Raw genomic sequence first — 22865 nt, 5'->3', positions numbered from 1 at the left:
CAATTTCCCTTGGTAATTAGCGACTACGACAAAGTCGCGTGGTAATTAAAGTACGACAAAATCGCTTGGTGTTAACAGGTTGAAAAGAATTTAGCCCAAATCTAGGCTGACAGTCACCGATTGAAAAACGGGTAACTGTCAGGTCAAGTCTGAGCTAGTACAGTTCACCTTAGCTCAATGTTAGACGACAACGCTTTTTTATTAAAGTTAATCCGATAAAGCGAGCTTATCAATCTCCATATGCTTTTTAATAAAGCGGATCAGATGCTTGTCTTTATTTGGGTCCAGCGGTAGATATTACCGTTCTAGATATTTGGCTAATACCCTTTCAAGCAAATAACTATACGCCAATCCACCTTGCTTTGATGTGGGTGAATGTAGTTCACTAGGGTCAACAAAATAACTTACCGCTTTATTAGCCTCTTGCAGTCTCTATACATAGTCATTGACAGCGGAAAAATGGTGACACCCGCTACTATTGCCTTCTTAACGAGCCAATTTATGGCTTGGATAAGTCCCAATTCGTTTTTCAGGTAATTTGCATGTTGAAATGACTAAGCTTGGCTGGTAACTTGCTAAAAATATTAAATACAGTTAGCTTGAATTTTGTGCTCATTTCTTTTGTGGATGAGTGAGATATTCAGGAATTCACGCTAATAAGCTGTTATGAATATTAAGGAAAATTATGTTGAAAGGCCTATATATATGTTTTTTGGTGTTTGCATTAGCTTCATGCAGCTCGACTAAAAATACATCTAGTCAAAACCTAGAGATGAATAACTCAATGGTATCGTCTGACTCCGAGTACGGCTATAGTCCAACCAAACCTATTGAACTTGGTGGTTTTCTCCGCGGAACAAAATACGAAGGAGCTCATATTGAATACTTCCAGAGCTTATTTGGACCCAATGGTGAGCAATTGGAAATAAAGCGCCTAGGTAGTTGTTGTCCATTCGAAGATTCATCTATGCCTTTCGGTGGAGGACTGTTGGATAAATATGAGCTGTCATATGAGGGCCTATCTGAGCCAGTTGTTATTCATGTTAATTTGTACAAATTTAATAAACCGATGGCTCCTAAAGGCTTTACTCTGAATTAGTGTGATTACGTCAAAATCGCTTGATACTTATACTGTCAGTATCCCTTGGTAATCACACTAAATTCTTTTCAACTAATTCAGGTTATCCACCTTTTAGCGCCGAAAGCTCCGCTTTCAGATTTAATATTTCTTGATTAAGTGCAGATATATGGATATCTTTTTGAGCGCTCTCTTCTAATAGTAATATTTTACTATTTTCTAGCTCTGTAATTTCTTGCTGCTGATATTGGTTAGTATGAGTGAGTTCCGCAACTGTTTTATGTAAACTGTCATTTTCGCTGACTAATGATGTTACTTTATCCTCTAAAGTGTTAGATAAGTTTCTTAAAGTGAAAATCTGAGTACTAAGACTATTGATACTCAACTTAGCTGAATCTAATTGACTCTCACATAGCTGCAAAGTACTTTTAGCAAAAAGACCATTCTGGCTAAGTCGAGAGATTTCAGTCTCACTAAGCGCTCTACTATATATTTGAACATCATCCAACACTGATGCGCTGTGGCTATATAAAGTGGACTTTTCCCACGTTGCAAACCGTAACCTTCTGCTAGTGTTTGCTATTGAACCATTACCCACATATTCTGTACCTCTTAACTCACCATTTCTATATAACTTTATATATTCACCTTCACGCACACCAGTAATAAAGTACCATTCATTGAGTGTAAGAGCTTCATAATCTCTAACGCTGACGGACTGCTTGTCTACTTCAACTCCAAATGTAAGCCCTTTGGAGCTTCTACCACTACAAATAGATAAATGCCACTCATTTGTTCCCGGTTTATCTCCACTGTGCCACTTATTAACTGCAGCACATCTGTTCCAATTACTAGTTGTGGGTTGGAGCTTTTTAACCCAAAATGCGACTGTAAAATCCCCATTATCAAAGTTTAAGCTTTCACTGTCAGGTATGATAGCTGTATCATTTACACCATCAAATTTTACTCCGAAATTATTCTTTCCCTGCGTAGTTACAGGGCCATTGTAAAATGTACCGTGATTTTCACCAACAGAGTCAATAACAGCTTGAGCATTGTCTAACTTCCACAAACTAACAAGCCCATCTGGGTTTTTATCTAATGCATAAGAAAAGAACGAGAAAAAGAATATTAAAATAATAAGAACTCTTGTAAAATAACCAGTTAAAAGCATAAAAATCCTATATAAAATTTTATATTTAAAATAATACACTTTAAAATTAATGAAAATCAACTAAAAGCTCATCGCAAATTCAAGTCCGAAGCAGCGAAAAATAGTGACGGTAGTGTTTAGAAACCGTAGTCATTTCAGTATTATTAAGAAAACAGGAATAACACATAACTGAATCTTTCGACTTCAACAAAGCATTAGCTGAACTTCAATCTGGTAAAGACTTAACTGGTGAAGATGGCATTTTAACGCCACTCATTAAACAATTAGCAGAAGCAGTCCTACAAGCAGAGCTAGAGCAATACTTAGGAATTGATCTACAACTAAATCGCAAGAACGGCACTAGCAAGAAAACGATTAAATCATCCGTAGGTCAATTTGAGTTTGAAGTGCCAAGAGACCGTACTGACTAGTTTGAGTCACGACTGGTTAAGAAAAATCAACCTGAAATTGACCAAAAAATACTATCCATGTTTACGTTAGGCATGAGCTATCGGGATATTCGAGGCCATGTGCAGAAGGTGTATGGTATTGAAATTCCAGAAGCCACCATTACAGGAGTAACTGACCAGCTAATTCCAGAGCTTAAAGCGTGGCAATCACGAAGTTTTGATACGCTGTATCTGTTTCATCTGGCTTGATGCTAGTCACTATAAAATCAAAGAGAACGGCCGCTACTTTAGCAAGGCGGTTTACACAGTACTTGGAATTAATATCGATAGAGAAAAGTAAGGAGGAAAATAAAGAGAAAATAAGTGACACCCACCACTATTAGCATCCAAACTGAGGAAGTGAAGTAAAAAGCATATAAACACTCCAGTAACTTTGGCCAAAAACGTTTATTGATAGGCCAATTTTTAGCGCCTAAGTGTATCTTTACACTAAAACAGGGTTATCGCGCACGACAACGCGCTGCAAATACAGCAGTAAGAAATTCTAGAATTGAGAATGTGAGTTTTACTAAGCCAGCAAGTGCTCGCAGTTTGTTAGGTTTGTCCGTCTTTGTTTTTGCAGTGTTTCACAGTAGGCAGTTATTGTTCGCTCTCAGCCCGCTGCGCCATGTGTTGTGGTTCAATAAACCGGACGCTGCTGCGTCAAATACGGCTGTCAAATTTGATCAATACCTAAAAATCAAATCTGACAGATTAACAGTAAGCCTTGTCTAAACTAGGCTTATATTTTTTTAGACTAGACTTCTGCAGCGACCACCGAAATCTCAACAAGCAATGCATCACGAGCCATGCTAGCTTCTACACAAGCGCGAGCTGGCGCATAACCTTCAGGAACCCATGCATCCCACACTTCGTTCATTTCTGCAAAATACTTCATGTCTTTAATATAAATTGTCGCAGAAAGAATGTGTTTGCGGTCGCTGCCTGCTTGAATAAGTAGCTCATCAACTTTCTCAAGCATGGTTTCAGTTTGTTCTTTAATTCCTTGTTCTGCGTCCTTACACACTTGGCCACATAAATAAATGGTACCATTGTGTTTTACAATTCGGCTCATTCGTTGTTTGGTGTCAATTCGTTCAATCACTGTTTTTCCTTTCTAATCGTTACTGTAATCGGCAAGTCTAGGCTGAAATGTTATCTTTTTTTAATAAGATGAGCCACTTGCTTGGTATTGGTTTTTATGAAAAGCAGTGGCGGTTAAGTACTACCCATACAAACCAAGATACATGGGAGAATTTTGAATTAAAGCAATTGTTATTAGCTAGAGCTCCAGTACCTTACGATAAGTTTCTGTTTTACTTACTTTCGCAAACGCAATACGTAATCGTTCGACAATGTCGGCTGGTAACTGGTTGTTCGTTGCAAGGTAACCTTTTACCGAGAGTGCTTCCACATCGTATAAAAAGGTAAAGTGGTCGGCAGGGAGGTTAAGCTCTATGGCCATGGTTTTGATATAACGTGGGTCATCAATCACTAAATCAACGCGATTTGCAACGAGTAACTCATATGACTTTTCGATGTCGCTGGTTTGAACAAAGTTAAACCCAAGTGTTTTAAGTGTGCCTTCGGCAATATCACCACGCTGAACTGCTATTTTGTATTGTTTGGCATCCTCAAGTGATTGAATTTTTATGTCCTCACGATAGCGGTTGGTCACAAACCCTAAATGAAACACAGCAACAGGACCAATCCAATGGAAGCTGTCTTCTCTCGCCGGGGTCTTTGCGATGCTATAAATCAAGGTATATTTGTCATGCTGTGCTAATTTAAAAGCTCTAGCCCAAGGGTAAATTGAAAACTGTCCCTCGAGTTCAGCCGCTTTTAAAATCGCTTTGACCAGATCGGTACTTGAGCCTGCAACTTGATGGTTTTCTATGGTTTGATTGGGTGGAGAAAGTTCCGTAACAACCTGTAATTTCGCCTGTAATGGCAACGGGCTAATCAGCAATATAAACAGTAGTAGACGTCCAACAACAGCATTCGTCATTACTAAACAACTCCACACGTTAATGCGTTAATCTATATTTAGCATAGATGGATTTTATTTTTCCGTCATTAACCATTCGTCGCAAAGCGATATTTATTTCCGTTTGTAACTCAGTTAGATGAGGTTGCAAGCGCATATGTACGGGTAATCGGCTTATTTCATAGCAAGACTGAAATTTGCGATACTTTGTTTGTTGTGAAATATAGTAGTCTGCTGTCACCGAACCAATCATGATGTAATCTAAACGATCATGTTCAAGCTGTGCGAGCAGTTCTTTCTCCGATACATTTTCATAAACTACTATTTTGTCTTCGCCTAAGTGCGCTTCAAAATTATCGTAACGATATCCTCTTACTTTGCCGACCAATGCGCCGTAAAACTGCTCAGGCTTATGCTTGCCCACACAGCGAGATTGATATCCAAGCAACACTTCTGTTGAGAAGGCATAGTCGATGCTGTAAATCCCTGGGACGTCTGCTTCGGCCCGCCACGCTTTGTTGATCCCAGGTTCAATATCTATTTTTCCTTGGTCGAAATAGCGCTGTCCTCTGGCGACAGAGAGCGGCATAAACTCAAATTGGTGTGAAGTCAGTTTTGCCAATTCTTGAAAAATGTCGACAAAAATACCTTTGGGCTTTCCCTGCTCTTCAAAATAGTAAGGAGGGTTAGCACCGTGATAGACCAATACGGTATAGGTGTTCGCCTGCGCTAAACCGCTTATTAGCAACAGAGTAAGCATTACTATTTGAAAACACCGCATCGCAATCTTCAGGCTAAAGTAAAGGTATCTTCATAATATGCATGATTTTTAAGCGATGCAATTAATCCTTTCCTGATACCGTAACGAGACAAATACATGAGGCTGATTATTTGCCACAAGCTATAAATATGGTGAATACTGCTTATATTGAAAATTGTCGACAATTTACGGTCTGGCTGGTTGACGTGCGCGTCAACCAGCACTATATTGTCTACAACTTAAATTACTAAGACTGGCTAACTAATGATGAGCTTTTTTGACGAGCAAGCGGTTACTTCTTCTGATAAAGCATTCTTTCGTATGCGTAAGGAAATTGTAGAAGGGGAAATAGCGGCAGGTTCTAAGCTCAGCGAAATGGAATTGTCGACAAAGTATGAGGTCAGCAGAGCGGTTGTTCGCGAGGCAATTAATCGCTTGGAGTCATGTCACTTAGTTGAACGTAAAGCCAATGTAGGGGCGCGGGTTGTTACTCTCACACCGGAAGGGTTAATGGAGCTTTATCAGATCCGTGAAGCACTAGAAGGGATGGCGGCAAGGCTTGCAGCACAAAACATGACTGACAGTGAAATTCAAGACTTAGAAGGTTTGTTGTCGAGTCAATTCGACGAAGTCAAAAATCAACATTCTTATTATCAAGAAGCGGGTGATCTCGATTTTCATTACCGCATTATTCTTGGCAGTAAAAATGCGAGCCTTATCTCAATGCTAGTCAATGGACTGTACCACTTGGTACGTATGTATCGCGTGCAGTTAGGGATGGCTGGCCCCCGTGTCACTACGGCATTTGACGAGCATAAACATATCGTCCGTGCGATCAGTAATCGCGACCCAGAACTGGCAGAAATACTGATGCGTCGACATATTCAATATTCTAAAAATAATATCGCAACCAAGTTAGCAAGCAATCAATCACACTTTTAAGAGAGAGCATCATCATGAGCGCAGGAAAAAAATTTCGTGAAGCATTAAAAGCCAATAAACCGCTTCAAATCGTAGGCACTATCAACGCATACAGCGCGATGATGGCAAAGAAAATCGGCCATCAAGCTATCTATCTTTCTGGTGGTGGCGTTGCTAATGCATCTTATGGTTTACCTGACTTAGGAATGACATCTCTAAATGATGTAATTGCAGATGTAAGTCGCATTACCTCGGCTTGTGATCTACCTTTAATGGTCGACATTGATACTGGATGGGGCGGCGCATTTAACATTGCAAAAACCATCCGAGATATGGAAAAAGCAGGTGCAGCTGCGGTACATATGGAAGATCAAGTAGCGCAAAAGCGTTGTGGTCACCGTCCAAATAAAGAAATCGTGTCAACAGAAGAAATGGTTGACCGTATTAAAGCAGCAATCGATGCGCGCACCGACCCTGACTTTTTCATTATGGCAAGAACAGATTCGTTCGCACAAGAAGGACTAGAAGCGGCGATTGAGCGTGCGAAAGCCTATGTTGCGGCGGGCGCTGATGGAATTTTTGCAGAAGCGGTACAAACTGAAGAACACTATCGTGCATTTAGCGAAGCACTTGATGTGCCCATCCTCGCGAATATCACTGAGTTTGGTAAAACAGAACTTTGGAACAAAGCTGAGCTGGGTGAGTGGGGCGTAGACATGGTGCTTTACCCATTGAGTGCTTTCAGAGCGATGAACAAAGCGGCGGAGCTGGTATATCAATCTATCTTAGAAAACGGTGATCAGAAAGCGGTACTCGATACCATGCAAACTCGTATGGATTTGTATGATTACCTTGGCTATCACGATTATGAGCAAAAGCTCGATGCATTATTCGCCGAAGGTAAAAATAAGTAAAAAATTAAAGCTGTTGAGGGTTGCTCAGCAGCACAAAATATCAATACCCAGCAGGTAAAAAATTCAGGAGACAATAATATGGCTAAAGTACTAAGTGGCGCGGGCCTTCGTGGTCAAGTGGCAGGAAAAACAGCACTCTCAACGGTAGGTAAGTCGGGCTCAGGTTTGACTTATCGCGGCTACGATGTAAAGGATCTAGCTGAAAATTGTCAGTTTGAAGAGGTGGCTCACCTTATCCTTAAAGGTAACTTACCAAATCAAGCTGAACTAGACGCTTATAAAAGCGAGCTAAAAGCAATGCGCGGTTTACCTCAGGCGTTAAAAGAAGTATTAGAACGTATTCCTGCTGATGCACACCCAATGGACGTATTACGTACGGGTTGTTCAATGCTTGGCAACCTTGAAGGTGAAGCAAGCTTTGATGAACAAGGTAAAGTAACCGATCGTATGTTAGCAAGCTTTCCAAGCATTATTTGTTATTGGTATCGCTTTAGCCATGATGGCGTTCGTATTGATGTGGAGACGGATGACGATTCAATCGGTGCACATTTCTTACACTTATTGCATGGTGAAAAACCAAGTGAGCTACATGAGCGTGTGATGCACGTATCACTTATCCTTTATGCAGAGCATGAGTTTAACGCATCAACCTTTACAGCGCGTGTTTGTGCGTCAACGCTTTCTGATATGCATTCTTGTATTACTGGTGCGATTGGTTCTCTACGTGGCCCACTTCATGGTGGTGCAAACGAAGCAGCAATGGAAATGATTGAGCGCTTTGAATCTGCGGATCACGCAGAGCAAGAAATGATGGGCATGCTTGAGCGTAAAGAAAAGATCATGGGCTTTGGTCACGCTATCTATTCAGAGTCGGACCCTCGTAACGAAATCATCAAACGTTGGTCTGAGAAGCTAGCAGCAGATGTGGGTGACACAGTACTTTACCCTGTATCTGTACGCTGTGAAGAAGTTATGTGGCGCGAGAAAAAACTATTCTGTAATGCCGATTTCTTCCATGCATCAGCTTATAACTTCATGAAGATCCCGACTAAATTGTTCACACCAATCTTCGTTATGTCACGCTTAACAGGTTGGGCTGCACACGTTATGGAGCAGCGCGCAGATAACCGTATCATTCGTCCATCGGCGGAATACACCGGCGAGGAGCTACGCCCAGTTCCTGCCATTTCTGAGCGTTAATCGAACACTGTTCGAATCTATTCTGGCGGTCGCCATGGCCGCCTGTTCTCCGTCACCGATTGTTGGAAGTTGTTATGAATACTCAATTCCGTAAACGTTTACCTGATTCTGAGCTTTGCTATTACGATACAAAAGAAGCGGTAGAAGCTATCAAACCTGGTAGCTACGAGACTTTACCTTATACCTCACGCGTCCTTGCTGAAAACTTAGTACGCCGCGCTGAGCCTGAAAAACTCAATGATTACCTTGAACAGATCATCGAGCGTCGTCGCGATTTGGACTTCCCGTGGTTTCCTGCTCGCGTGGTTTGCCATGATATTTTGGGTCAAACTGCGCTAGTCGACCTTGCGGGCTTACGTGATGCTATCGCTGAAAAAGGTGGCGATCCGGCTAAAGTCAATCCAGTCGTACCGACTCAGCTGATTGTGGATCACAGCTTGGCTGTAGAGCACGCCGGTTATGAAGAAGATGCATTTGAGAAAAACCGCGCGATTGAAGACCGTCGAAATGACGACCGTTTTCACTTTATCAACTGGACCAAAACGGCATTTAAAAACGTTGATGTGATCCCGCCAGGCAACGGTATTTTGCACCAAATCAATTTGGAAAAAATGTCGCCAGTTATTCAAGCGCGCGACGGCGTTGCCTTCCCAGATACGCTTGTTGGCACCGACAGCCACACGCCACACGTAGATGCACTTGGCGTTATTGCCGTTGGTGTGGGTGGCCTTGAAGCAGAAAGCGTAATGCTTGGCCGTGCGTCTTACATGCGACTACCGGATATTGTTGGGGTTGAAATCATTGGCAAACGCCAACCGGGGATCACCGCAACAGATATCGTACTGGCGATCACTGAGTTTTTACGTAAAGAGCGCGTCGTTTCTAGCTACTTAGAATTCTTTGGTGAAGGTACGCAAGACCTAAATTTAGGTGACCGTGCGACAATTTCAAACATGACACCAGAGTATGGCGCAACCGCGGCCATGTTCTACATCGATGAGCAAACCATTGATTATTTGAAGCTCACAGGCCGTGATGACGAGCAAATAAAGCTGGTGGAGAAATACGCTAAGCTGACAGGACTTTGGGCTGATTCTTTACAAAACGTACAGTACGAGCGTGTACTTAAGTTCGATTTGTCGACGGTGACGCGTAATATTGCAGGCCCTTCAAATCCGCATCGCCGCGTTGCAACTAACGATCTTGCCAATCAAGGTATCGTCAAAGAGATTGAAGCGCCACAAGATGGTTTGATGCCAGATGGTGCGGTGATCATCGCTGCTATCACCAGCTGTACGAATACCAGTAATCCACGCAATGTAGTTGCCGCAGGCTTACTGGCACGTAATGCCAATAAATTAGGACTTGCCCGTAAACCTTGGGTGAAAACGTCTTTTGCACCGGGGTCAAAAGCAGTACGTTCTTATATGGAAGAGGCAAAGCTCCTACCTGAACTTGAGCAGCTCGGTTTTGGTGTCGTTGCCTTTGCTTGTACGACTTGTAATGGCATGAGTGGCGCACTTGATCCGAAAATTCAACAAGAAGTGATTGACCGCGATTTATACTCAACGGCAGTGTTATCGGGTAACCGTAATTTTGACGGTCGAATTCACCCTTATGCAAAACAAGCCTTTTTAGCGTCACCGCCACTAGTTGTAGCTTATGCAATTGCAGGCACCGTGCGTTTTGATATTGAAAATGGTGTACTTGGTCGCGACCAAGAGGGCAATCCTGTCACGCTTAAAGATATCTGGCCAAGCGATGAAGAAATCGATGCGGTGATCAAAGAGAGCGTAAAACCAGAGCAGTTCCGCGCCGTTTATGAGCCAATGTTTGACCTCACGGTAGACTATGGTGAAGACAACGACCCACTTTATCAGTGGCGTCCAACGAGTACTTATATTCGTCGCCCTCCATATTGGGAAGGGGCACTCGCGAGCGAGCGTACCATGAAAGGCATGCGTCCATTAGCGATTTTAGGCGACAACATCACGACGGATCATTTATCGCCATCGAATGCGATTTTGGCAAGTAGTGCGGCGGGTGAATATCTGGCCAAGATGGGTTTACCAGAGGAAGATTTCAACTCATACGCCACACACCGAGGTGATCACTTAACGGCGCAGCGTGCGACATTCGCCAATCCTAAACTGTTAAACGAAATGGTGGTGGAAAACGGTGAAGTGGTACAAGGGTCACTGGCGCGTGTTGAGCCTGAAGGCAAAGTCACCAGAATGTGGGAAGCCATCGAAACCTACATGGAGCGTAAGCAACCGCTGATCATCGTTGCTGGCGCAGATTACGGCCAAGGTTCGTCTCGTGACTGGGCTGCAAAAGGTGTGCGTTTGGCTGGAGTTGAAGTTATCGCAGCAGAAGGCTTTGAGCGTATTCACCGCACTAACTTAATCGGTATGGGTGTACTACCACTTGAGTTTAAAGCGGGCACTACCCGTAAAACGCTTGAACTTGACGGTACAGAAACCTATGACGTTGAGGGTGAACCGGCACCAGGTGCTACTTTAACTCTTGTGATTAATCGTCAAAGTGGTGAGCGTGTAGAGGTGCCTGTGACTTGTCGATTAGATACCTTTGAAGAAGTATCTATTTACTCTGCAGGTGGCGTGTTACAACGCTTTGCTCAAGACTTCCTCGAAGCGGAAGGCGTATAACCATGAATCAATTTAAGCCACAAATTAAAATTCCCGCCACTTATATGCGTGGCGGCACCTCTAAAGGGGTGTTCTTTAATTTAACCGATTTACCCGAGTACGCGCAGCAACCGGGTGAAGCGCGAGATAACTTGCTGTTACGTGTGATTGGCAGCCCAGATCCTTATGGTAAACATACCGATGGCATGGGCGGTGCGACTTCCAGTACCAGCAAAACCGTGATTTTAAGTAAAAGCGACAAAGCCGACCATGACGTGAATTATCTTTTTGGTCAGGTTGCTATCGACAAACCATTTATTGATTGGAGCGGAAACTGTGGCAATTTAACGGCTGCGGTGGGGGCATTTGCAATCAGCAACGGCTTAGTCGACGCGAATAAAGTGCCAGAGAACGGTGTTGCTGTCGTTAAAATCTGGCAGGCGAATATTAGCAAAACCATAGTGGCGCATGTTCCTATCAGCAATGGAGAAGTGCAAGAGACGGGCGACTTTGAACTGGATGGCGTAACTTTCCCAGCAGCAGAAGTGGTGGTTGAGTTTATGGATCCAAGCGACCCAGACGTTGATATGTTTCCGTCGGGCAACCTCGTCGATACGTTAACTGTGCCTGATGAAGGCACTTTTGAAGTGACCATGATAAGTGCCGGGATCCCAACGCTTTTCTTCCGTGCTTCCGATTTAGGTTATGAAGGTACAGAGTTACAAGAAGCGATTAATGGAGACTCCGCTGCACTAGAGCGATTTGAAAAGATCCGTGCTTATGGCGCAGTTAAAATGGGTTTAATAGGTCATATTGACGAAGCGAAAGTTCGCCAACATACCCCAAAGATTGCTTTTGTTGCACCAGCTAAATCTTATGCAGCATCGAGCGGTAAAGCGGTGGAAGCCAATACCATCGACTTAAACGTTCGCGCCTTATCTATGGGTAAACTGCACCATGCGATGATGGGCACTGCCGCTGTGGCGATAGCAACCGCGGCGGCAATTCCTGGCACCCTAGTTAACGAAGCTGCTGGTGGCGGTGATCTTAACTCCGTAACCTTTGGACATCCGTCAGGCACCTTAAAGGTTGGCGCGCAAGCACTACAAGAGTCTGGCCGTTGGCAAGCTAAAAAAGCCGTTATGAGCCGCAGCGCTCGCGTGCTAATGGAAGGCTTTGTTCGCGTCCCAGAGGCGTAACGCCCACTAAATTAAAGGCTCTGTTCCCAAGAGCCTTATTCTCAATATAATAAGAAAACTCCCGAGTTATTGCTTGGTCGTGAAGGTGTGCCAGTCGCCTGGCTACGTCTGTGGTATCTATCAAGCGAACTCGTAATATAAAAAATCATAAGGATAAGATGATGTTTGAAGCTTTACTTTCTGTGGCAATCACAACCGCGGTGTTACTTGGCTCCCCCGGACCCGCGCCACTTGCACTTGCGGCAGCTGGCGCCAGCCAAGGTGTGAAAAAAGGTTTCCCGTTCTTAGCTGGTATTTTGGCGGGATTGTTAGTAGCAGTGATCTGTGCGGCTACGGGAGTGGCTGGATTGCTGGTAAGTCAGCCTCAGGTGACGCTTGTGCTAAAGTGGCTTGCAGCGGCCTACTTAATTTACGTCGCCTATAAAATTGCAGCGAACAACTCGGCGCTTGGTAATACTGGCGCACAGTTACCTAGCTTTAAAGACGGGTTTATTCTTAACCTCCTTAACCCCAAAGCCTACGCGGCTTGCATCGCTATTTTTGCGACTGCTTCGGTGCCTGCAGGCTCAAATCTAGTTGCTACGTTACTTGCCGCTAGCGTGTGCTACGTGGTGGCGATAGTGGTCGACACAATGTGGCTGGCATTAGGTGGTGTGATTTTTAAAACACTGAATGATGAAACCATACTCAAGCGGATCCGAATGGGTTTTGCGCTGGTTTTAGTGGTGCTTGTTCTTTACGGTTTATTTGTCGTTTGAGGTTGATGGGGAGTCACAGTCATAGCTTTTAGGCTTGAATAGGTGTAACAATCTGAGTCACGCATTAGTCACTCAGAAGGGCCAATTATCATCCCACTTGGTGAAAATAACGCCTCTATAAGTGATATTCGTGTTGAACTTTCGGACTCGACGCTTGTTTTGAGAACGTTAAGAGCGGGTGCTTTAACCTTGCGGTGTAGCCTATTTCTCAGGAAGAGTGGCAGTGCGTTGTTCCTTTGTATTCTATATAAAAAGCATCGTCGCAATAATAATGAAGCTTAAAGTGTGTATTTATGGAAAGTAAACCAAAGTATTTTCGCTGGCAACTTGGCAGACAACAGTCGGGTTATCAAAAAATGTTACTAGCAACCGCGATGTGGCCAGTTAAGTTTGATATGTATTTACTGAAGTTTCCGACCGGATGCGAAGTACCACTGCATACCGATAAAGTCGTTTCAGGGAAACATTTCAGGCTAAATATAGTTTTAAAGCGGGCGAAGTCAGGAGGTGAATTTAAGTGTAAAGCGCCGCTTTATAGCAGCAGTCGCATCAAACTTTTTAGACCCGATAAATCAGAGCATTCTGTTTCAAAAGTAGAAGCGGGTACTCGAGTGTTGTTAAGTATCGGCTGGGTTCGTTAGCGCGACTAGCTCGGCAACTTGATAATAATGCATGTTCCGGAATTAGACTCTGTCTCACATTCAATTGCACCATTAAAATACTGAGTGACAATAGCGAGCGCAACACTTAGCCCTAAGCCCAAGCCTTTTTGTGTGCGATTACCGACGACAAAGGGATCAAATATTGTATCTTTGATTTCATGTGGAATACCTCCGCCGTTGTCGGTGACTTTAATCGTATATCCAAGCTTTGAGGCCTGAGCCGATATAATCACGCACGGGCTTTGTACTGAGTTATCAGTAAAGGCGTGGTAAAATACGTTTTCAATCACAGGTTGGAAAACCTGCTGTAACAACCTTTCAGGCGCGGTGATAGCAAGTGCCTCAGGTATGTCTAGGGTGATATCAATGTGTGGGTGTTGATTGGCAAGCTCACTCACACATCGTGTGATAAGTGGCTGTAAGTAAACAGGCTTTACCTCTCCTTCAAATCCAGTATTGGTGATTATTTTGAGCTTGTCGATAATACCAGTTATTCGCTCTGTACTATTGACGACGAGCTTGGCACAACTCTCGATATTTTCTATCGAATGTAATAAAGCAGACTTGGCGATTTCATTTTTATTGACCCTTTGTCTTACCCCTTCAACAAGCAAGAGCTGGTTACTTGAAGCTGTCATAGCGACGCCAATCGGTGTGTTAATCTCATGGGCAAGCCCCGGGATCAATCGCACCAGCGTTGCTGACTTTTCAGCGTTTATCAGGCGTTTTTGAGTCTCGCTGAGTTCACTAATCGCGTTATTAAGTGCTTTGTTTTTTTCGATTAACTCTTCAGTTTGGCTTTTTACCTCTGTATTTAGATAATCAATAATACTTTTACGGATGGCCGAACGAGAGTTGTACAACGCGATGAGACTAAGCAATAGCAAGATAAAACAAACAAACGCAGCGCCATAATAAGACTTTACCTTTTTATTGCTGCTTGCAAGGAGTGAGCTGAAATCCTGTTCTCTGCGTTCTAAAAAAGCATTGATATGGGTCATTATTTGTACTTTACTTTGTAGGTAAGCCTCGCTGTACAAAACCTTGAGGGCCTGCTGATTTTTCCCTGCAGCTACGAGTTCAAAGGCTTCACGCTCAAGTAACACGAGTGCTTCACTTTTATCCTCTGCACTTCGCAACATAGTTAATTCATCCGTAGAAACTCCGTTTTCTAATAATAATGTCAGCAGCGCTTTTGGTGCTTCTTTTTCAAATGGTGCTTGACCTTCTTTGACCAGCAACATATCCCAATAGACGCGGTGCAAATGCTTAGGGCGGGGGGAAGTGCCGCTACGGATCGTTAAGATCTCATCGAAAAATTGTTTAAACTTAGAGTTGCCTGTGGCGGCATAAGCCCGAGCCATCATGGTGAGTTGATCTGAGCTGAGTCTTAACTCTTGGGATAATCGAACAAGATTAAAATTTCTTTCTATTTCTTGCTCTTGCGCTTCTTTATTGATGAATGCCAAAAATGTGAACACTACAGAAAGAAAAAACAGCAGCATGGAGAGCGCTGATATATGGTAGAAGTACTTAAAGCTAAACGACTGACTTGGGTGGAGTATGTTGCTTTGACTAGCTGCCATGTATTCAACGATTTTGGACTCGAATACGTAAAGTATAGTTAACCAGAGCTCAGAATAACAACTTGTTCTCTAGCCGTTGTTATTCCAAGTTTTGGCTGTTTGATAGGCTTAGTCGAAGGTAAGTACGACTCTGCCGTTAATATCACTATTGAGCATATCGTCAAATACATGATTTATTTGCTCAAGTGGTTTGGTTTCAATAATGGCCTTTACCTTGCCCTCAGCGGCAAACTGCAAGCATTCAGCGAGATCTTGGCGGGTACCAACGATGCTGCCAACCACACTAATACCTTTAAGCACAGTATCAAAAATGGGAATAGGCATTTCTTCTGGTGGTAAACCAACGAGTACGCATGTACCGCCTCGCTTCACGCTGTTAAATGATGTGGTAAATGCAGGCTTCGAGACCGCAGTACAAACTACGGCTTGGACGCCCCCTAGTTTATTTTGCATCCACTCCGCGGGATCGCTGTGTTTGAAGTCGATACATAAATCGGCACCAAGATCTTTTGCCAGTGCTAATTTTGATTCGCCAGTGTCAACCGCAACCACATTCAGCCCCATCGCTTTGGCGTATTGAACTGCTAAGTGGCCAAGGCCACCGACTCCAATAATGGCGACCCAATCACCAGGTTTCGCTTTTGATACTTTGAGTGCTTTGTAGGTGGTGACGCCCGCGCAGAACAGAGGTGCTGCATCGACAAATGATAAGCCTTCAGGGATTTTTACCACATAGTTGGCATCGGCTTTACAGTACTGTGCGTAACCACCATCGACGGAATAGCCGCTATTTAACTGCTCCGGACATAAGTTTTCGTCGCCTTTGAGGCAGTGTTCACAATGACCACAGGCGCTATGTAGCCAAGGTACACCGACTCTATCACCAACGGCTAGGTGTTTAACATCGTCAGCTTTTTCGATAATTGTACCCACACCTTCGTGACCAGGCACAAGTGGTAATTTAGGCTTAACTGGCCAATCGCCATGGCAGGCGTGTAAGTCAGTGTGACAAACACCACAGGCGGCTATTTCAACGATGACCGACCCGTGAGTAAGTTGCGGTTTCTCAATTTCTTGAATTTCTAACGGTTGTTTAAATTGGTGCACTAACGCTGCTTTCATCTCTTTGCTCCTTGATTGAGTTGATAGTAGCTTAGCAGCTATAACTAGGAACAATTTGATCCGAAACAACGAATAAGGTGAGAGTAAACAAAAATGGCGAGCATAATGCCCGCCATTTGATTACTTGATTACAAAGAGTAGTGGGTTATTTTCTTCTACGTAGCAACGCCAGTGGTGCCGCTAGTAGTAACCAAAATAGTGAACCACTTGAAGAGTTTGATGGTGCCGGTGTCGGCGTTGGATCTGGAGTCGGCTGTTCTGACTCTTCATCCATTAAGTTTGTTACCTCGACCATAATTTTCGTAGGTTCAGATACATTACCACCGGTATCAGTCGCCACAACCTCAAGCTCAACGCTTTCTAGTCCTGAATCAAAGTCTAGTTGTTCGCTATTGGCGACAATGACCTCTCCCGATGAATTAACTGTGATTGCTGATGAAGAAGAAGCAATAACAATAAACTCGGAAACCGGGTTTGCAAAGTCAGATGCGTATTCAACCTCTAGCTGTCCAATAACAGTGTCTACCGCAGTGTTTTCCTCGACAGAGAATGCCTGATCTGCGGTAATGATTGGTGCTTTCTTAGACTCTTCTGATGGAGAGACAACAACAGGCACCGCTCCATTACTTGATAGCATCATGAAGTCATGGTCGGAGAAAGTTAAGTTTGCTGATTCGCCAGGAGCTAGCTCTGTTACCTCATTACCAGCATCATCAACTAACATCGCTAAGCCTTCCGCTTCAGTTGTAGCTGCTTCCATCGCTGGTGCTTTTATCATAAAGCTATTTGCGAAAGCTTCATCTAATGAGTTAGAAGGGATTGGTGTCCAGGTTTCCTCTTCTGTGCGGAAACGAATTTTCGCTTCAACTCCAGTCGCGACTTGCTCGGCTGTAAGACCAAATGCGCCGGCACAACTGCTCATAGTGACGAAATTATTACCTGATGCAAAATGAATATTAGTAATTGAACCGCTTGCTGAGCCATACGGGTGAGTGAATGTAATAGCACTACCAGACAAGAAGTTGCCAAACCATTCTCGTTTACCGTTTTGAACTGTTACATCATAATTACCATCTGGAGAAGTTTCGCCTTTTGCTGGTAAATCAAAGTCGGCCATAAAGCCGCCCTGATAAGTGTGAATTATAGGCTGATTAGTAATCATAGTAGTAAACAGCATATAACCACTCTCACAGACACTTGCAGGAATTGAAAGCGTTTCCACTGATGCACCAATTATATCCAAGCGTTCACTATCGCCAGCTTCATCTTTAGCAACAGTTGGAGCAAAAAACGGCTCTAATGTAGCGGCACCAGTATTGGTTAATACGTGTCTAGCGCCCTTATCATCAACTACAGGCATGACTTGTGCGTTAGCGGCAGCCTTAGGTAGTACATGATAAACCAAGTGCAGCGCTTTTTCGTCGCCAGACATGAAGTTCAATGCGCCATCAAGCTCTAATGTTGTAAGGTCGTGTGTAGCATCCAAGAATGCCATGTTAGCAGAGTTTAATGTCCACTCAGGCAGTTTAGAAGGATCTATGGTTGCCGTAACTTCAAACGAAATGGTTTGTCCTGCAGGGATCGTTATCGACTCAGGATAAGTCATACTAAGCGCGCCGCGCTCAGCATCATCGGCAAAACGCTGCTCATAAGCTAGAGTATAGGTCTGCTCTTGATTCGAGAAGTTTTTAACGACTACCTTTTTGGTGATAGATGAGGTTTCTGATAGTGAAACCAAGCCAAATGACAGCGCCGCTTGCATCGTATCTTCAGCCCAAGCTGCAACAGGCAGGTTCGCTGCTTTTTCTACATCTACAAGTCCAGAGCCTATATAACTGATTGGTGCAAGCGCTGCATTTGGGTTTTGCGAACGAGGTTCAACGGTTACATCTAAGTTTGCGGAATTCATTAATGTCGCTTTTAACTCAAAGCCATTGCGGTTAGGCAATGCCTCCTTAAGCATACTCATGGCACCGGCTGTAATAGGGCCTGAGAATGATGTGCCGCTTGCCGGTGTGAGTCCATCACCAAGACCTGGGTGTGCAGTCATAATGCTAACGCCCGGGGCTGTGATTTCTGGTTTTAAGCGACCACTAATTGAAGGTCCGCGAGAGGTAAATGATGCAATCATGCCTTCTTTAAGGATGACTGTGGCGCTTACATTATAGGCAACATTGTTTCCCGCCAATAGTTGTTCTTTTAGTGCCTTACCTTGACTGTAGCTTAAACCAATTGTTGGTATTTCAATGCCAGGAGCACTTCCGCCAGGCTCGGTTGGGCCACCACCCTCGACATTGTTGATTATCATCACTAGTTTAGCGCCTTTCGCTTGGGCATTTAGCACTTTCTGAGTGAAATTACAGGCTCCTCGGTCAACAAGGACTGCTTTGCCTGTAAAATCCACATCGTCTGCAAAAGGATCACAAGCAACAGAGGTTGCCTCTCCTTTGTCGTTTTTTTCTGTTTCTACGAACGCCAGTGGTGTGGTTGTGCTGTCGAACTCAAACTCATCAAAGCCTTCTGGGTTGAAGCTTGCCGCACCTGCTTCAATTGTTTCTCCCATTAATGTTGCTAAAATCTGTTGACCTTTAATGACAGAGTGTTCCATTGCACCTACTGATAGTGCATTGTCAGTTGTACTTGGACCACCAACGATAAATGGTGTTGGGCCATCATTACCCGCTGAAATAACAACGTTAGTGCCAAGCATAACCGCTTTATCAATCAGTTCTTGAACGGCACCTGCGCGGTTATCACCAAAGTCTCCGCCTAGTGACATGTTTACGACGTCGACGCGGTCAGAAATATCGCCATCGCCATTTGGATCCATTGCAGACTCTAATGCTAGAAGCTGCGCTAAACCCGGGCAGCTATCATTATCACAAACTGAATAAACAAATAACTCTACATTTGGTGCGATCCCCGTTACTGAATGGGAAACGTGTGTACCATGGTTAGTGCCAGCATCAATCGGATCGGGATCGTTATTGATGAAGTCATATCCACCCAGAACTGAGCCTTGTGGCCAAGCGGGTGTATCGGCTGGATTACTTGCTGCAGCCTCATAAGCAGCGGCTGTACCTGCGCCACCAAAAGCTTTGTGTGTGTAGTCAATACCGGTATCAAGTACTGCAACACGAACGCCCTCGCCTGTCGCTTCCCCTGAAGCTACTAAAGGAGTTGCTTTTATGTAGTCTGCACTATCAGCTACGGTCAGTTTGTAATCATATACTGGTAATACAGAATCGACTTGCGGATTTGCAAGAAGTTTGTGAACTTCAGATTCTTCGCCATTAACAACAATAGCATTTGAGAGTTTGGATGTTTTGGCGACAACCTGCAGCGATTGACTTACTGAAGCAATTGCAGCTTCAACGCTTTGCTGAGACTGCTGAATACTTGATATCGCATTTTGAGCGGCAACGCCAGCCAAGTTTTGTTCTGCAATTGAAGGTGTATTTAATTTTACTAACCATGTAACGACGTTTTGAGTAGATTTCCTTGTCTGTTTGTTTCTTAAATCGGGATGTTGGCTTTGTAAAGAAGGTTTGTTTTCAAAGTTATATTGATCGTACGTAGCAGCGGTAACTGTAGAAGACGATAAAGCAGTCAATACAGCGATGGTGAGTGCTGACTTGTTTAGAGTTGACATCGGATTTCCCCATCAGACTTGTTATGGTTTTAATTGTTTTATTTACATCCTATTTCAGGAGTTGAACAAATATAGTTCCTTTTTGGGTGTCATTTCAACTTTTTGTTACGAAAAATAGAATTTAATTTGTGGTTGTTTTTATTAAAAGGTTAATTTTTACTGTGTTTTTAATAGCTTTCAGTGATGTAGATACTTACTCTTGCTAGGAATGAAATTATGATGGAGCGTACTGTTATGGATTTTATGGATATATTTTGTTCAAATCATTTATGTTAAGTCGTGAACGTTTTCTGCAAACGGATGCAGCTTCATAGCACTAATTTTGGTGTATAAAAAGTATTTATTAACACTTTTTATCAGGCTGTATGAGATCGCTAGGCCGCACTAAAGGCTACTTTTTACTTAACTATTTGAATACGTGAGTATGGTAGTAGGTTGAGGTTTTTATTGCACTGATAACAGTAACCCCCTCGTTATCGTTTAGTCGTTTGAGAATTAACTTAATTGACCTTAAGATATGGAGATTCAAATGTTTAATTAAGGAATTACATGCTTAGACTCTCGGTAAGTGAAAGCGTACACCTTAGCAAGTTTGTTACTATGGAAAGTACTGCAGACAACAGCCAATTCATAATAAGCAATTCGCTTTCGACTCACCAATCTCAATTCGTTGATACCGATTTACGCTATTTAACTATCCATTCGGGTAGTGAAATAGTTGGCTTTATTATTTTAGCTATTGACCCAGATCGAAAAAGTGTTGAGTTTCGCCGTATCGTGGTTGCCAAAAAGGGACTGGGAATAGGGCAAGAAGCGATAAAACAGATGGAAAAATACGTGTTAGAAGAGTTGCGTATAACACGTATTTGGCTGGATGTTTTTGCAGATAATACGCGAGCACAGCATATATACCAAAAGCTTGGATATCAGCAGTTCGATACGATGCCTTTCGACAATAGAGTCCTGTTATTATTCGAAAAGCACTTACACTAATGTCTAAAACAAGTAACGAAAATTATCAAAATTGGTTAGCTGTATATGGGCGGTTAGTGGACTTCTCACTCGAGGATTGGCTTCTTATGGCTCCGTATATAAAAATCGGCCATATCACAGCCGATACGATACTATTCGAACAGGGTGAGAAAATCTCGAGTGTTTATTTCTTATTAGATGGATATGGACGTTATTTCTACCTAGATGAAAAGGGCAATGAACGGAATAAATCTTTGCTACAAAAGGGCGGGGCATTCTCTTGTTTATCTTGTTACCTGGAAGCACAGCCGAGTCCATTTTCAACGCAAGCGCTAACAGACTGTGTTATTGCCGAAATTCGCTATGCTGACTTAGTCACAATATCTGAGCAAAACCTCAACTGGGGACGGTTTGTACGCAAGATTTATGAGCAGTTGGTACTTAAAAAAGAGAAGCGAGAAGCGGCGTTACTTCAGTTAAGTGCGAAGGAAAGGTACTTACGCTTTACCCAAGAAAATCAAGCGTTAAGCCGTTCGGTTGCTTTGCGTCATATCGCGATGTACCTTGGGATCACGGATGTATCACTGTCGAGAATTAGAAAAGAGCTTGGCTTAACATAGGTTAAGGCACAGCAATAAAATTCGCATTACCTTATCTCTAATTATTGTCCTAAAGATAAGGAATAACATCATGAAAAAGTTACTGCCTCCTATTTTACTGTTTTTATTTGTCATATTGATGCCTGTGGGGTGTTGGTTGGCTGCAGCGCCACATTTTATTTATTACCCTTTCAATCTATTAGGGTTAGTACCGATTGCTTTGGGGTTTGCACTGGCCAAGTCGGGCAGCACGATATTCGCGAAGGAAGAGACCAATATTATGACTTTCAATAAGCCTGATAAATTGGTGGAAGTTGGGGTATTTCAATATACCCGCAACCCCATGTATCTGGGCTTTGTCATTGCATTACTAGGCTATGCTGTATTGACCGGTGGTGCACTTGTGTCATTTTTGTTTGTGATTACTTTTTTACTTATCGCCGACAGATGGTACATTCGGTTTGAAGAAAAAATGATGGAACAAACTTTTGGAGATGCGTATTTACGCTATCGAGGTCGAGTGCGTCGCTGGCTTTAAATTCCAAGCATAGATGAGGATAAAATGGTGCAAGATATTGATTATTCAAAATCCCTACAAACAATTGTTGGAAAAGTAATTAGAGTGTACCAATCTGGAGACATGCTTACTCAAGACCACCAACCTCAGCGACTCAATATTGAAATAAACGATGCGCAACAGGTCGTGCGGATGTGGTGGGGATAGTTCCACCCAGTTTGTATATTGATTGGCGAAGGCGGTGTATTTGGTCCAGTTAAAGTATTTCTTTCCGGCAAGCTATTTTGAGTAAATCTATTTGAAGGAGCTATGATGTCACACTCAAGTTGTAATTCGGTCCAATCCCCTTGCATCAGAAAGTGTTGTTTGGATGATAAGGATGTGTGCTTGGGGTGCTTTAGAACGTTGGATGAGATTACCAGCTGGACAAGTTACAGCGAAGATGAAAGGCTTGAAGTCTTAGCGCATTGTACTAGGCGCAAACGACAATATGCTCAAAAATATAAAGGAAATTAAATGAAATTGATGATTGGGACCGAACCAACTTGGTCATCAAGAGCGCTGTTATGGGCAAACTATTTCCAATCTCGAATCATCAATAGAGACTTTTAAACTGAAATTCTATTGATGGTTTTTCACGTATAAAGTGCCCAGAAGATTTATTTTTCCATATCACCCAAAACCTGAA

At 43.1% G+C, this 22865-nt stretch carries 20 protein-coding genes and 2 pseudogenes; 14 read left to right on the top strand and 8 right to left on the bottom strand.

Annotated elements, in window-relative coordinates:
* Nucleotides 1–685 precede the first annotated feature (685 nt).
* Nucleotides 686–1099: a hypothetical protein gene (locus DRB05_RS14255; protein WP_128727545.1), complete on the top strand. Its 414-nt coding sequence runs from the start codon at nucleotides 686–688 to the stop codon at nucleotides 1097–1099.
* Between the two features lie 82 nt (nucleotides 1100–1181).
* Here DRB05_RS14255 and DRB05_RS14250 read toward each other — a convergent pair whose 3' ends face one another.
* Nucleotides 1182–2252 carry a LamG domain-containing protein gene (locus DRB05_RS14250; protein ID WP_128727544.1) on the bottom strand — a complete coding sequence of 357 codons (1071 nt, stop codon included), beginning with the start codon at nucleotides 2250–2252 and terminating at the stop codon, nucleotides 1182–1184.
* A 164-nt stretch (nucleotides 2253–2416) separates the two neighbouring features.
* Here DRB05_RS14250 and DRB05_RS14245 point away from each other — a divergent pair.
* Nucleotides 2417–2978, top strand: a pseudogene (locus DRB05_RS14245) (transposase); the annotation flags it as partial.
* A 231-nt stretch (nucleotides 2979–3209) separates the two neighbouring features.
* Here the strand turns inward: DRB05_RS14245 and DRB05_RS23140 are convergent.
* From DRB05_RS23140 to DRB05_RS14225, 4 genes and pseudogenes are all read right to left on the bottom strand, one after another.
* Nucleotides 3210–3311 (bottom strand): annotated as a pseudogene (locus DRB05_RS23140) (transposase); the annotation flags it as partial.
* Nucleotides 3312–3437: 126 nt separating this feature from the next.
* Complete coding sequence (locus tag DRB05_RS14235; protein WP_128727543.1) at nucleotides 3438–3785, bottom strand: RidA family protein; 348 nt, start codon at nucleotides 3783–3785, stop codon at nucleotides 3438–3440.
* A gap of 177 nt (nucleotides 3786–3962) precedes the next feature.
* The gene (locus DRB05_RS14230) at nucleotides 3963–4688 is read right to left on the bottom strand and encodes a transporter substrate-binding domain-containing protein (protein WP_128727542.1); all 726 of its coding nucleotides are present in this window, start codon (nucleotides 4686–4688) and stop codon (nucleotides 3963–3965) included.
* 19 nt (nucleotides 4689–4707) lie between these two features.
* Nucleotides 4708–5427 carry a transporter substrate-binding domain-containing protein gene (locus DRB05_RS14225; protein WP_128727541.1) on the bottom strand — a complete coding sequence of 240 codons (720 nt, stop codon included), beginning with the start codon at nucleotides 5425–5427 and terminating at the stop codon, nucleotides 4708–4710.
* A gap of 267 nt (nucleotides 5428–5694) precedes the next feature.
* On the opposite strand from DRB05_RS14225, the gene DRB05_RS14220 reads away from it, so the two are divergent.
* The 7 genes from DRB05_RS14220 (at nucleotide 5695) to DRB05_RS14185 (ending at nucleotide 13708) form a co-directional block, all read left to right on the top strand.
* The gene (locus DRB05_RS14220) at nucleotides 5695–6369 is read left to right on the top strand and encodes a GntR family transcriptional regulator (protein ID WP_193554574.1); all 675 of its coding nucleotides are present in this window, start codon (nucleotides 5695–5697) and stop codon (nucleotides 6367–6369) included.
* A 14-nt stretch (nucleotides 6370–6383) separates the two neighbouring features.
* A complete protein-coding gene (gene prpB / locus DRB05_RS14215) occupies nucleotides 6384–7262 on the top strand; it encodes a methylisocitrate lyase (RefSeq protein ID WP_128727539.1) in 879 nt (292 codons plus the stop codon).
* A gap of 78 nt (nucleotides 7263–7340) precedes the next feature.
* Nucleotides 7341–8462 (top strand): 2-methylcitrate synthase, encoded by a 1122-nt coding sequence (prpC, locus tag DRB05_RS14210; protein WP_128727538.1) that lies wholly within the window; start codon nucleotides 7341–7343, stop codon nucleotides 8460–8462.
* 74 nt (nucleotides 8463–8536) lie between these two features.
* Entirely contained in the window at nucleotides 8537–11131 is a 2595-nt protein-coding gene (gene acnD / locus DRB05_RS14205) for a Fe/S-dependent 2-methylisocitrate dehydratase AcnD (protein ID WP_128727537.1), read from the top strand.
* Nucleotides 11132–11133: 2 nt separating this feature from the next.
* Nucleotides 11134–12309 (top strand): 2-methylaconitate cis-trans isomerase PrpF, encoded by a 1176-nt coding sequence (prpF, locus tag DRB05_RS14200; RefSeq protein ID WP_128727536.1) that lies wholly within the window; start codon nucleotides 11134–11136, stop codon nucleotides 12307–12309.
* Nucleotides 12310–12470: 161 nt separating this feature from the next.
* The gene (locus DRB05_RS14195) at nucleotides 12471–13067 is read left to right on the top strand and encodes a LysE family transporter (RefSeq protein WP_128727551.1); all 597 of its coding nucleotides are present in this window, start codon (nucleotides 12471–12473) and stop codon (nucleotides 13065–13067) included.
* Nucleotides 13068–13360: 293 nt separating this feature from the next.
* Nucleotides 13361–13708: a 2OG-Fe(II) oxygenase gene (locus DRB05_RS14185; protein WP_128727535.1), complete on the top strand. Its 348-nt coding sequence runs from the start codon at nucleotides 13361–13363 to the stop codon at nucleotides 13706–13708.
* 5 nt (nucleotides 13709–13713) lie between these two features.
* Here the strand turns inward: DRB05_RS14185 and DRB05_RS14180 are convergent, their stop codons facing one another.
* From DRB05_RS14180 to DRB05_RS14170, 3 genes are all read right to left on the bottom strand, one after another.
* Nucleotides 13714–15315 (bottom strand): HAMP domain-containing sensor histidine kinase, encoded by a 1602-nt coding sequence (locus tag DRB05_RS14180; protein WP_128727534.1) that lies wholly within the window; start codon nucleotides 15313–15315, stop codon nucleotides 13714–13716.
* 108 nt (nucleotides 15316–15423) lie between these two features.
* Entirely contained in the window at nucleotides 15424–16437 is a 1014-nt protein-coding gene (gene adhP, locus DRB05_RS14175; RefSeq protein ID WP_128727533.1) for an alcohol dehydrogenase AdhP, read from the bottom strand.
* Nucleotides 16438–16582: 145 nt separating this feature from the next.
* The gene (locus DRB05_RS14170) at nucleotides 16583–20089 is read right to left on the bottom strand and encodes a S8 family serine peptidase (RefSeq protein WP_128727532.1); all 3507 of its coding nucleotides are present in this window, start codon (nucleotides 20087–20089) and stop codon (nucleotides 16583–16585) included.
* 549 nt (nucleotides 20090–20638) lie between these two features.
* On the opposite strand from DRB05_RS14170, the gene DRB05_RS14160 reads away from it, so the two are divergent.
* The 5 genes from DRB05_RS14160 (at nucleotide 20639) to DRB05_RS14140 (ending at nucleotide 22693) form a co-directional block, all read left to right on the top strand.
* Entirely contained in the window at nucleotides 20639–21082 is a 444-nt protein-coding gene (locus DRB05_RS14160; protein ID WP_128727530.1) for a GNAT family N-acetyltransferase, read from the top strand.
* Nucleotides 21083–21168: 86 nt separating this feature from the next.
* Nucleotides 21169–21681: a Crp/Fnr family transcriptional regulator gene (locus tag DRB05_RS14155; protein WP_235956703.1), complete on the top strand. Its 513-nt coding sequence runs from the start codon at nucleotides 21169–21171 to the stop codon at nucleotides 21679–21681.
* A gap of 70 nt (nucleotides 21682–21751) precedes the next feature.
* The gene (locus tag DRB05_RS14150) at nucleotides 21752–22198 is read left to right on the top strand and encodes an isoprenylcysteine carboxylmethyltransferase family protein (protein ID WP_128727528.1); all 447 of its coding nucleotides are present in this window, start codon (nucleotides 21752–21754) and stop codon (nucleotides 22196–22198) included.
* A 24-nt stretch (nucleotides 22199–22222) separates the two neighbouring features.
* Nucleotides 22223–22384, top strand: a complete 162-nt coding sequence (locus tag DRB05_RS23105) for an I78 family peptidase inhibitor (RefSeq protein WP_128727527.1) — start codon at nucleotides 22223–22225, stop codon at nucleotides 22382–22384.
* A gap of 105 nt (nucleotides 22385–22489) precedes the next feature.
* Nucleotides 22490–22693, top strand: coding sequence for a DUF1289 domain-containing protein (locus DRB05_RS14140; RefSeq protein WP_128727526.1), 204 nt, complete (start codon nucleotides 22490–22492; stop codon nucleotides 22691–22693).
* Nucleotides 22694–22865 lie beyond the last annotated feature (172 nt).

This window comes from Pseudoalteromonas sp. A757, from assembly GCF_004103285.1.
Taxonomy (GTDB): Bacteria; Pseudomonadota; Gammaproteobacteria; order Enterobacterales; family Alteromonadaceae; genus Pseudoalteromonas; species Pseudoalteromonas galatheae.
This window is presented reverse-complemented; position numbering and strand designations above follow the sequence as displayed.

Excerpts from the sequence above, each read along its gene's own strand:
- DRB05_RS14255 (WP_128727545.1), top strand. The coding sequence starts at position 686 with ATGTTGAAAGGCCTATATATATGTTTTTTGGTGTTTGCATTAGCTTCA.
- DRB05_RS14250 (WP_128727544.1), bottom strand. The coding sequence starts at position 2,252 with ATGCTTTTAACTGGTTATTTTACAAGAGTTCTTATTATTTTAATATTC.
- DRB05_RS14230 (WP_128727542.1), bottom strand. The coding sequence starts at position 4,688 with ATGACGAATGCTGTTGTTGGACGTCTACTACTGTTTATATTGCTGATT.
- DRB05_RS14225 (WP_128727541.1), bottom strand. The coding sequence starts at position 5,427 with ATGCTTACTCTGTTGCTAATAAGCGGTTTAGCGCAGGCGAACACCTAT.
- DRB05_RS14220 (WP_193554574.1), top strand. The coding sequence starts at position 5,695 with ATGAGCTTTTTTGACGAGCAAGCGGTTACTTCTTCTGATAAAGCATTC.
- prpB (WP_128727539.1), top strand. The coding sequence starts at position 6,384 with ATGAGCGCAGGAAAAAAATTTCGTGAAGCATTAAAAGCCAATAAACCG.
- prpC (WP_128727538.1), top strand. The coding sequence starts at position 7,341 with ATGGCTAAAGTACTAAGTGGCGCGGGCCTTCGTGGTCAAGTGGCAGGA.
- acnD (WP_128727537.1), top strand. The coding sequence starts at position 8,537 with ATGAATACTCAATTCCGTAAACGTTTACCTGATTCTGAGCTTTGCTAT.
- prpF (WP_128727536.1), top strand. The coding sequence starts at position 11,134 with ATGAATCAATTTAAGCCACAAATTAAAATTCCCGCCACTTATATGCGT.
- DRB05_RS14195 (WP_128727551.1), top strand. The coding sequence starts at position 12,471 with ATGTTTGAAGCTTTACTTTCTGTGGCAATCACAACCGCGGTGTTACTT.
- DRB05_RS14185 (WP_128727535.1), top strand. The coding sequence starts at position 13,361 with ATGGAAAGTAAACCAAAGTATTTTCGCTGGCAACTTGGCAGACAACAG.
- DRB05_RS14180 (WP_128727534.1), bottom strand. The coding sequence starts at position 15,315 with ATGGCAGCTAGTCAAAGCAACATACTCCACCCAAGTCAGTCGTTTAGC.
- adhP (WP_128727533.1), bottom strand. The coding sequence starts at position 16,437 with ATGAAAGCAGCGTTAGTGCACCAATTTAAACAACCGTTAGAAATTCAA.
- DRB05_RS14170 (WP_128727532.1), bottom strand. The coding sequence starts at position 20,089 with ATGTCAACTCTAAACAAGTCAGCACTCACCATCGCTGTATTGACTGCT.
- DRB05_RS14160 (WP_128727530.1), top strand. The coding sequence starts at position 20,639 with ATGCTTAGACTCTCGGTAAGTGAAAGCGTACACCTTAGCAAGTTTGTT.
- DRB05_RS14155 (WP_235956703.1), top strand. The coding sequence starts at position 21,169 with ATGGCTCCGTATATAAAAATCGGCCATATCACAGCCGATACGATACTA.
- DRB05_RS14150 (WP_128727528.1), top strand. The coding sequence starts at position 21,752 with ATGAAAAAGTTACTGCCTCCTATTTTACTGTTTTTATTTGTCATATTG.
- DRB05_RS23105 (WP_128727527.1), top strand. The coding sequence starts at position 22,223 with ATGGTGCAAGATATTGATTATTCAAAATCCCTACAAACAATTGTTGGA.
- DRB05_RS14140 (WP_128727526.1), top strand. The coding sequence starts at position 22,490 with ATGTCACACTCAAGTTGTAATTCGGTCCAATCCCCTTGCATCAGAAAG.